Annotated in this window: 10 protein-coding genes; 7 read left to right on the top strand and 3 right to left on the bottom strand. The window is 33.7% G+C overall.

Annotation, left to right across the window (positions count from 1 at the left end; all coding sequences use genetic code 11):
* Positions 1 to 113: 113 nt before the first annotated feature.
* The 5 genes from EKM02_RS14440 to EKM02_RS14420 all read left to right on the top strand — a co-directional run bounded on the left by EKM02_RS14440 (position 114) and on the right by EKM02_RS14420 (position 5,171).
* On the top strand, positions 114 to 827 hold the full coding sequence (locus EKM02_RS14440; protein WP_233592314.1) for a toxin-antitoxin system YwqK family antitoxin: 714 nt from the start codon (positions 114 to 116) through the stop codon (positions 825 to 827).
* Between the two features lie 73 nt (positions 828 to 900).
* Positions 901 to 2,088 (top strand): tRNA 2-thiouridine(34) synthase MnmA, encoded by a 1,188-nt coding sequence (mnmA, locus tag EKM02_RS14435; RefSeq protein WP_126456348.1) that lies wholly within the window; start codon positions 901 to 903, stop codon positions 2,086 to 2,088.
* A 103-nt stretch (positions 2,089 to 2,191) separates the two neighbouring features.
* Positions 2,192 to 3,805, top strand: coding sequence for a S8 family peptidase (locus tag EKM02_RS14430; RefSeq protein WP_126456346.1), 1,614 nt, complete (start codon positions 2,192 to 2,194; stop codon positions 3,803 to 3,805).
* Positions 3,806 to 3,819: 14 nt separating this feature from the next.
* Positions 3,820 to 4,770: an NAD(P)H-dependent flavin oxidoreductase gene (locus tag EKM02_RS14425; RefSeq protein ID WP_126456344.1), complete on the top strand. Its 951-nt coding sequence runs from the start codon at positions 3,820 to 3,822 to the stop codon at positions 4,768 to 4,770.
* Positions 4,767 to 5,171, top strand: a complete 405-nt coding sequence (locus tag EKM02_RS14420) for a hypothetical protein (protein WP_126456343.1) — start codon at positions 4,767 to 4,769, stop codon at positions 5,169 to 5,171. Before EKM02_RS14425 ends, EKM02_RS14420 begins: the two co-directional genes overlap by 4 nt.
* 31 nt (positions 5,172 to 5,202) lie before the next feature.
* Here EKM02_RS14420 and EKM02_RS14415 read toward each other — a convergent pair whose 3' ends face one another.
* On the bottom strand, positions 5,203 to 5,643 hold the full coding sequence (locus EKM02_RS14415; RefSeq protein WP_126456341.1) for a DUF4268 domain-containing protein: 441 nt from the start codon (positions 5,641 to 5,643) through the stop codon (positions 5,203 to 5,205).
* A 93-nt stretch (positions 5,644 to 5,736) separates the two neighbouring features.
* Between EKM02_RS14415 and EKM02_RS14410 the strand changes: the two genes are divergently transcribed.
* Positions 5,737 to 6,378 carry an NUDIX hydrolase gene (locus EKM02_RS14410; protein WP_126456339.1) on the top strand — a complete coding sequence of 214 codons (642 nt, stop codon included), beginning with the start codon at positions 5,737 to 5,739 and terminating at the stop codon, positions 6,376 to 6,378.
* 138 nt (positions 6,379 to 6,516) lie between these two features.
* Complete coding sequence (locus EKM02_RS14405) at positions 6,517 to 7,326, top strand: lysophospholipid acyltransferase family protein (RefSeq protein ID WP_126456337.1); 810 nt, start codon at positions 6,517 to 6,519, stop codon at positions 7,324 to 7,326.
* A 21-nt stretch (positions 7,327 to 7,347) separates the two neighbouring features.
* Here the strand turns inward: EKM02_RS14405 and EKM02_RS14400 are convergent, their stop codons facing one another.
* Positions 7,348 to 7,953 carry a hypothetical protein gene (locus EKM02_RS14400; protein ID WP_126456335.1) on the bottom strand — a complete coding sequence of 202 codons (606 nt, stop codon included), beginning with the start codon at positions 7,951 to 7,953 and terminating at the stop codon, positions 7,348 to 7,350.
* A 5-nt stretch (positions 7,954 to 7,958) separates the two neighbouring features.
* Complete coding sequence (locus EKM02_RS14395; RefSeq protein ID WP_126456332.1) at positions 7,959 to 8,453, bottom strand: RNA polymerase sigma factor; 495 nt, start codon at positions 8,451 to 8,453, stop codon at positions 7,959 to 7,961.
* Between the last annotated feature and the right edge of the window lie 511 nt (positions 8,454 to 8,964).

Raw genomic sequence — 8,964 nt, 5'->3', positions numbered from 1 at the left:
GCAAAAACGTTTTTGCAAGTGTTTAATTAAATATTTTTATCTAATAATCTGTATCGGTTATTCAGGACAAGACATAATTTAAGTGACCTGAATTCGGTACTAAAAAAGTAATTATGAAAACATATTACAAAAAAAGAATATTGGTTTTGATGTTTTTGAATGTGTTTTTTCTTTATGCACAAACTGATTTTAATGTATTAGATGCAAAAGGGAAAAAACACGGAGTGTGGAAAGGTGTATATGAAACCTCAAAACGACCTAGATATGAAGGAACTTTTGAGCACGGAAAAGAAATTGGTATTTTTAATTTTTTTGATGATACCAGAGCAAAATCGCTAATTGCAACTCGAGAATTTAATCCAAAAGACAATGCAGCGTTTACTATTTTTTACGACCAAAACAAGAATAAAGTAAGTGAAGGAAAAGTGATCAATAAAGTATTTGAGGGTCAATGGAACTATTACCATTTGGCCTCAAAATATATAATGACAACGGAACACTATAGTAAAGGAAAACTTGAAGGTTTGCGTACCGTATTCTATTTAAGTGGAAAAATTGCCGAAGAAATCAATTATATAAATAATTTAAAAAATGGCTTTTATAAAAAATATACTGAAAAAGGAATCGTGTTGGAAGAGTCTGCTTTCAAGAACGACCTTTATAACGGTTTAGCAATCTTTAGAGATTCCGACGGGAATACAGTCTCTAAAGGACACTTTGTAAATGGAAAGAAAGCGGGTATATGGCAGTTTTTTGAAAAAGGAAAAGTAGTCAAAGAAATCAATATGAGCTTTACAGAAAATGCCACAAAATCAAAAAACAATTAACGGTATCGTTAGCCATTACTGTTGTAAATCTTTTTGTAACTTTGCACCCTTATAAAATTTTAATTTTTTGAAGATGAAGCGTGTAGTTGTAGGACTTTCCGGAGGAGTAGATTCAAGTGTTGCTGCTTATTTGTTGCAGCAACAAGGGTATGAAGTTATTGGTCTTTTTATGAAGAATTGGCATGACGACTCAGTCACTATTTCTAATGAATGCCCATGGCTGGAGGATAGTAATGATGCATTGTTAGTTGCCGAAAAACTTGGAATTCCATTTCAAACGGTAGATTTAAGTGTTGAATACCAAGAAAAAATCGTAGACTACATGTTCAATGAATATGAAAAAGGGCGTACTCCAAATCCCGATGTGCTTTGTAATCGGGAAATAAAATTTGAAGTTTTCATGAAAATTGCTTTGAGTCTTGGTGCTGATTATGTTGCAACGGGGCATTATTGTCAAAAAAGTGAAATCAAAGTGAATGGCGAAACCGTGTATCAACTGAAAGCCGGTGCCGATACCAATAAAGATCAATCCTATTTCTTGTGTCAATTATCCCAAGAGCAATTAGCAAAATCCTTATTTCCCATTGGCGAATTAACTAAGCCGGAAGTACGTGAAATTGCTGCCCAAATGGAATTGATAACTGCCGAAAAGAAAGACTCACAAGGCTTGTGTTTTATTGGAAAAGTGCGTTTGCCTGAATTTTTACAACAAAAATTGCAACCCAAAGACGGAATTATTATCCAAATAGATAAAAATGATCCTGTTTACAGTGCTGAAAATCATGTAGGCCTAAGTGTAGAAGCGGATTTAAAATCAGCAGCAAGAAAAATTCCGTACACGCCACAAATGGGAAAAATAGTGGGGAAACATCAAGGGGCTCATTATTTTACTATTGGACAACGAAAAGGTTTAAATGTAGGAGGCACAACGGATCCCTTGTTTATTATAGCCACGAATGTAGAAACCAATACGATATATACCGGATTATCAAGTCAACATCCCGGATTATTCAAGAAAGCATTGCGTATTGAAAAAGAAGAAGTACATTGGATTCGTAAAGATTTGGCTTTGGCCAATGGAGGAACGATGGAGGTGATGGCAAGAATACGCTACAGGCAACCGTTGCAAAGGGCTACTTTGCATCAGTTTGAAAATGAAATGTACGTGGACTTTAACGAACCGCAGTCGGCAATAACCGAAGGCCAATTTGCCGCGTGGTATTTAGGGGATGAATTAGTTGGTTCAGGAGTTATTTCTTAGTTTAGTACTTTATTTTAGTATGATTTCAAGAAAAACCGTAGTTTCAATTGCCATTTAATTTCATTGGAAGCTATATCTTTATATCTTAACAATATAGTTACCTATGAGAAAATTCTATTTATTCTTTTTTCTATTCATTACTACTGTGGGTTTTTCACAACAGGATGCTTGGGTGTATTTTAATGCGAAGCCCAATTCTCAATTCTATGTTGATTCACCACTGAAAATGCTTTCTCAAAGAGCATTGGACAGAAGATCCAATCAAAATATTGCCTTAGATTTTAAAGATATTCCGGTAGAAGCTTCCTATGTTAATCAAGTAAAATCTACATCGGGAATTACTGTTATGGCAAAATCTAAATGGATGAATGCCATTCATGTTAGAGGAGAACAGGTGGCGATACAGTCATTAGCCCTATTTTCTTTTGTAGATAAAGTTGATTTTGCAGACAAATCGTTAAATCAAATGGGTAAAACCGCAAAATCAATTAAGGTAAAAAGAGAGGACAAGACTAGTAAAACCAAAATTGATTACGCATATGGATCTTCTTCAAATCAAATACGGATGCTCAATGGGCAGCTGTTGCATCAGCAGAATTATACTGGTTCAGGAAAAATAATTGCCGTTATGGATGCCGGATTTCCGGGTGTAAATACCATACTTCCTTTTGAAAGATTAAGAAATAACAGTCAGATTTTAGGAGGTTATAATTTTGTATTACGAAATCCAAATTTTTATACCGGTTCTTCACATGGAACTTCTGTGCTTTCTACAATGGGAGGTTATAAAGAAAATGCTCTTGTAGGAACGGCACCTGATGCCTCTTATTATTTATTTATTACGGAAGACGATACTTCTGAAAATCCTGTAGAAGAATCACTTTGGGTTGAAGCAACAGAAAAAGCAGATAGTTTAGGGGTCGATATTATTAACACCTCTTTGGGTTATTTTGATTTTGATAATCAGGCCTACAATCATACGTATGCCGAAATGAATGGCACAACTGCATTTATGTCTAGAGGAGCTGAAATTGCATTTAGCCGAGGAATGGTTTTAGTGACATCGGCCGGTAATTCAGGAAGTTCCTCAAATCCACACATAGCCGTTCCTGCAGATGCTGTTTCAGTAATTGCAGTTGGTGCAGTAAATTCCTCTGAAGTAATAACTTCTTTCAGTTCAATTGGTCCTTCTTTTGACGGAAGAATAAAACCGGATGTAATGGCACAAGGACAAGCAGCAGTAGTTTCTAATGTGTTAGGAAATATTGTAACGGCAAGCGGAACTTCTTTTTCCAGTCCAATTATGGCAGGAATGGTAGCGTGTTTGTGGCAGGCATTTCCTAAAAAAACGAATAGGGAAATTAGAGAATTAGTACTCAAATCATCCGATAAATTTTCAGTACCAAATAATCAGTACGGATATGGAATCCCCGATTTTAATTTGGCGCTAAGCAATCAATTGTCCATAGCTTCTTTTTCGAAAGATGATTTTATTATTTATCCCAATCCGACAAGCGATTTTGTTTCGGTTTCTTTACCTTCAAAATTTGAAATGGGTACTTTATTTATTTATACTCTTTTAGGCCAAATAATTTTAGAACAAAAAGTAACTCCTCAATCTGCAACTATTTCCTTGAAAAAATTGGAGAAAGGAATGTACTTTTATAAAATGGAATCCGTTGGTTTTTCTAAAACGGGAAAAATAATGAAACAATAATACAGTAGGATCACATGAACAAAATTACAGCCCTTTTCAAAATAAAATATCCAATTATTCAAGGCGGAATGATTTGGAACAGCGGATATAAATTAGCAAGTGCCGTCAGTAATGCCGGAGGTTTAGGATTAATTGGAGCAGGCTCCATGTATCCTGAAGTTTTGAGGGAACACATTCAGAAATGCAAAAAAGCGACTTCAAAACCTTTTGGAGTAAATGTTCCTATGTTGTATCCAAACATTGAAGAAATCATGAAAATTATTGTTGAAGAAGACGTGAAAATTGTTTTTACATCAGCAGGAAACCCTAAAACGTGGACTTCATATTTAAAAGAAAATGGCATAACGGTAGTGCATGTAGTCAGCAGTTCTGTATTTGCGTTAAAAGCACAAGATGCGGGCGTCGATGCCGTTGTTGCCGAAGGTTTTGAAGCCGGAGGACATAATGGAAGAGAAGAAACTACGACCCTTGCGTTGATCCCTATGGTTAAAGAAAAAATAAAGATTCCGTTGATTGCTGCCGGCGGAATTGCCACAGGCCATGCAATGTTAGCCGTAATGGTTCTTGGTGCAGATGGCGTTCAGGTTGGAAGCAGATTTGCAGCGTCTATCGAATCATCCGCTCATGATAATTTTAAGGAAATCATCGTAAAGGTGAAGGAAGGTGATACACAATTGACTTTAAAAGAACTGGCTCCGGTACGATTGATTAAAAATAAATTCTATCAAGACGTACAGCATTTGTATGAAAGTGGTCCTACAAAAGAGGAAATTGTTACCTTATTAGGAAGAGCTAGAGCAAAACGCGGGATGTTTGAGGGTGATGTAATTGAAGGAGAATTAGAAATTGGTCAAATAGCAGGTATTATTCACGCGATACGACCAGCGGGAGAAATTGTTCAGGAAATGATATCCGATTTTGAATTGGCAAGAATGGAAGTGTTGAATTTCAATTTTAAACAATGACAAAGACAAAAATATACAAGATATTGTTTTTTTTGGTCATCGGGTTGCATACTTCTTATGGACAAAGCTATACGTTTAAAACATCAGGATTTAGTGTTTTAGAAAAAAAAGAAAAAGGGGATAAGTGGTCAGATTTACAGCTGGTCAATCTCCGGGTTACTTTGGATACGGATAAAAACAGGATTGTAGTTTATTCTCAAATCATTCAATTATTTGAAATAATCGAGTATCAACCCACCGAAGAAAATGAGACTGATATTGTGTATTCATTTACCTGTAAAGACAATGAAGGCTTTGATTGTACCGTCTCAATCATAACCAGAAAAAAACAAAATAACAGAAAACAGCTCTATATCAATTATGACAATCGGATAATAGTTTATAATATTTTCAATATGTAAACAGTGAATTATCGTATTAGATTTTGTTGCTTTAAAGTTTTTCGATGTCTTTGATGAAACCATCATATTCTAAATAAAATAATTCTACAGCATTCATCTTTTCGTTGTAAAAATCAAAGATTTCATTCCAATAGTTTTTATTGCTAACTCCCACACCCAGTTTTTCAACCCAAATGCGGCTAATTGTTTTTCCGCTTTCCAGAGTGTAGTCTTTTTCAAAAATCAAATCTTTGATAAATTCTTCTTCAAGAATGTTTTTTAACGCTTCGAATTTTTCAAAATAAGCCATTCTTTTTTCGTCACTTCGATGTTCAATATCTATTAAAACTTGCGCTTTTTTATTGTCTACGTAAAATTTAAAGGAGAAATCTTTAATCTTAGTATCATATAAGACCCATTTTCTGGGATATTTTTCTGCAAATGCAATCCAGAATTCTCGCTTTAATCTTTGGGTCTCTTCTTTACTGTACATTTTAGGGGCTTTTTGATCCTGGAAAATTTGCTCAAGCACATTTTCTAAACTATATTTATATTAAATTTCAGTGTACAAAAATAGACTTTGATTATGGATTTTCAAGAATTTTTACGGTTTGTTCCTAAATTAATTAATGCTGGGCTACCTGCATTTGACGCACATATCAAAATGGCGCCACTAGAGCGATTGGAAAGCTTGAAAAAGAGTACTGTAGAGGCTGAAAATCCAAGAATAGCAGCAGTGATGATGCTTTTTTATCCTAAAAAGGACAGTGCTCATTTCGTTTTAATTGTGAGGAACTCGTATAAAGGAGTTCATTCAGCACAAATTGCATTTCCAGGAGGCAAGTATGAATTACAGGATGGGAATTATGCAATTACAGCCTTACGTGAAACACATGAAGAAGTAGGGATCCCTCCGGATAAAATTGAAATTATTAAACCATTTACTCAAATTTATATTCCGCCAAGTAATTTTATGGTGTATCCTTTTTTGGGAATTAGCAAAGAAGAACTTGTATTTGTATTGGAACCTGCTGAAGTAGCCAGTATTATCGAAATACCGTTGTCAACTTTTTTAAACGATGCAATTGTAATTGAAGCAAAATTGTCAACTTCTTATGCGAATGATATAAATGTACCGGCTTTCAAAATTGAAGAACACATTATTTGGGGAGCTACAGCGATGATGTTGAGCGAATTGAAAGATGTGTTAAAAGTAGTTTTACGTTAAAACAGTTTTGTTTAGGAATTGAAAAGAGCAATTAATTGGCTGTCATGTTCAATTTTTTTCTGTGTACTTCAGTGCTCAACTTCAAATATAAATTTCGTAAGTTTGTAACTAAAATTTTAAAAAAACACACACAATTTTATGGGATTATTTAAAAGAAATCCTTTTGGTCATATATTATTTATAAAAAAATGGTTAATTCGAATTTTTGGTGCTGTAACTCACAGGCGTTATAGAGGATTCAATGAATTGCAAATTGAAGGGTCAGAAATTATCAGAAATTTACCGGACACTAACGTGCTGTTTATTTCCAATCATCAAACTTATTTTGCAGATGTAGTTGCTATGTTTCATGTTTTTAACGCAAGTTTGAGCGGACGAGAAGATACTATCAAGAATGTTTGCTATCTGTGGCAACCCAAAATGAATATTTATTATGTTGCTGCCAAAGAAACCATGCAGGCGGGATTGTTACCAAGAATTATGGCGTATGCCGGAGCAATTTCTGTAGAGCGGACTTGGCGTGCTAAAGGAGTTGATGTCCAAGAGAAAAAAGAAATTAACCCGGATGATACTGAAAACATAAAAACAGCCTTAAATGACGGATGGGTAATTACTTTTCCGCAAGGAACAACAAAATCTTTTAAGCCAGTTCGTAAAGGAACAGCCCATATTATCAAACAACACAGGCCTATTGTGGTGCCTATTGTTATAGATGGTTTTCGTCGTTCATTTGATAAAAAAGGGTTTCGGATGAAAAAGAAAGGAATCCTGCAATCGTTCATTATTAAAGAGCCCTTAGATATTGATTATGAAAATGATACAGTTGATGAGATAGTCGAAAAAGTAGAATTTGCTATTGAGCAGCATCCTTCGTTCCTTAAAGTTATTCCTGCTGAAGATATTAAAGAGCAAGAAGAGTTGAATAAATTTAGAAAATGGGAATATTAAAAGAGGCTTTTGCCTCTTTTTTTATAAATCAATTTTCTTTAATTCCGTGTAATTTCTATTTAATTTTTTTAATAATATACCATAAATCAATTGGTAAAAAAGCCATACAATACCTACCAAAATAATTATGGAAAATAACATTAGAATACAATTTAAAAATATTCTAGATCCATTATCATTGTTTGTTGCAGATTTAATTAGGATTTCAGTTGATAATAATAGTATAGCAACAAAAAACACAAGAAACAAATTATATCCTATGTAATAACGGACTGTTTTACGTGTGTTTAAAATGCATTCCATCAATTTTTTAGTATTTGAAGTGACTGATATAGAGCGATAATTCTTATAGAATAAATACATAAAAAATATTGCTACACCATAACTTAAATAATCTAAAACAGTAATAAAAATATCAATTGTTTCAGATGCACTCATCTTTTTATCAGGAAGTAAAAAACTCAAAGTGTTTAATACTACAAATTCAATAATGCTAATAATAAATATCCATTTCACAATCGAAGACGATTTTCTATGAATCATTTTGTAAATCTCGGTTTCGGATACTTGCGCAAAAGAATTATCATTCTTCTGCCAGTCTTTTTTTAATAAATCCAGCTCTTTCATATTCCTTACGGATTTAATATTTTTTTTAATTTCCCTTTTATTCTATTCATTTTTACCCGGGCATTCACCTCGCTAATTCCTAATGTTTCTGATATTTCATGATAATCCTTATCTTCCAGATACATAAATATCAATGCTTTTTCAATATCATTCAGCTGGTAAACCGCTTGGTACATTAATTTTAATTGCTCCTCTTCTTCATAATCATATTCCACGTCATTCAGGAAATGTTGTCGTCCTTCAAATTCTATGGTGTTTATGGATCGTTTTGTTTTTCGGTATAAAGTAATTGCTGTATTTAAAGCAACTCGATACGCCCAAGTAGAAAATTTGCTGTCACCTCTGAATTTTGGAAAAGCCTTCCATAACTGAATCGTAATTTCCTGAAACAAATCCTTGTGTGCATCATCGCCATTAGTATACAACCTACAAATCTTGTGGATTATATTCTGATTTTCTTGCAACTGCTTTACAAAAGAATGTTCTAAATTATCACTCATATATACGTTAGTAATTCAATACTGGTTTTTGTTACAAAGTAGTGCTTTTTTTTTGAAGCACAATAGTGTTCCTTTTTTGATACTATTCGTTTTGCAGTGCTTTTGCGTCATTTATCTTCTAAAAGTATGGAGAGAATATAATGATAGGTACTCCTTATATAAGGTATTGTGCAAATAGTTCTTTTTGATGATGTTTACCGAAATGATGTAGCATGATTTCTGTTTGAAAAGAAAGAGTTAAACCGGATTTTTTGTTCGAATGCTAGTTAGGGATGCTATCTTGAATACGCAAAGTGAATTGCTGAGTGCAATAAAGCATGAATTTTTGAAGATTTAATAAACAGGAAAGGCAATTTTACACTAGTTAAAGCTGTAGAACCCCTAAAATTTGTAGATAAAGTCATCCTTTCTTTTGAATCTGGATGAGGAGAAGGAAAAACTTTGATCTTCAAAAAACGAGATATCAGCTAGTTAAAGACAAAGTTAAGAAAAGTTTAAAAAAAAGGGAATA

The organism is Flavobacterium sp. RSP49, from assembly GCF_003968735.1.
GTDB lineage: Bacteria > Bacteroidota > Bacteroidia > Flavobacteriales > Flavobacteriaceae > Flavobacterium.
The sequence above is the reverse complement of the archived record's forward strand: the minus strand, read 5'-3'. Positions and strand labels throughout refer to the sequence as shown.

Bases quoted from the DNA above. Each gene is read 5' to 3' on its own strand.
- EKM02_RS14420 (WP_126456343.1), top strand. From the start codon at position 4,767: ATGACAAAGACAAAAATATACAAGATATTGTTTTTTTTGGTCATCGGG.
- mnmA (WP_126456348.1), top strand. From the start codon at position 901: ATGAAGCGTGTAGTTGTAGGACTTTCCGGAGGAGTAGATTCAAGTGTT.
- EKM02_RS14440 (WP_233592314.1), top strand. From the start codon at position 114: ATGAAAACATATTACAAAAAAAGAATATTGGTTTTGATGTTTTTGAAT.
- EKM02_RS14405 (WP_126456337.1), top strand. From the start codon at position 6,517: ATGGGATTATTTAAAAGAAATCCTTTTGGTCATATATTATTTATAAAA.
- EKM02_RS14410 (WP_126456339.1), top strand. From the start codon at position 5,737: ATGGATTTTCAAGAATTTTTACGGTTTGTTCCTAAATTAATTAATGCT.
- EKM02_RS14415 (WP_126456341.1), bottom strand. From the start codon at position 5,643: ATGTACAGTAAAGAAGAGACCCAAAGATTAAAGCGAGAATTCTGGATT.
- EKM02_RS14400 (WP_126456335.1), bottom strand. From the start codon at position 7,953: ATGAAAGAGCTGGATTTATTAAAAAAAGACTGGCAGAAGAATGATAAT.
- EKM02_RS14395 (WP_126456332.1), bottom strand. From the start codon at position 8,453: ATGAGTGATAATTTAGAACATTCTTTTGTAAAGCAGTTGCAAGAAAAT.
- EKM02_RS14430 (WP_126456346.1), top strand. From the start codon at position 2,192: ATGAGAAAATTCTATTTATTCTTTTTTCTATTCATTACTACTGTGGGT.
- EKM02_RS14425 (WP_126456344.1), top strand. From the start codon at position 3,820: ATGAACAAAATTACAGCCCTTTTCAAAATAAAATATCCAATTATTCAA.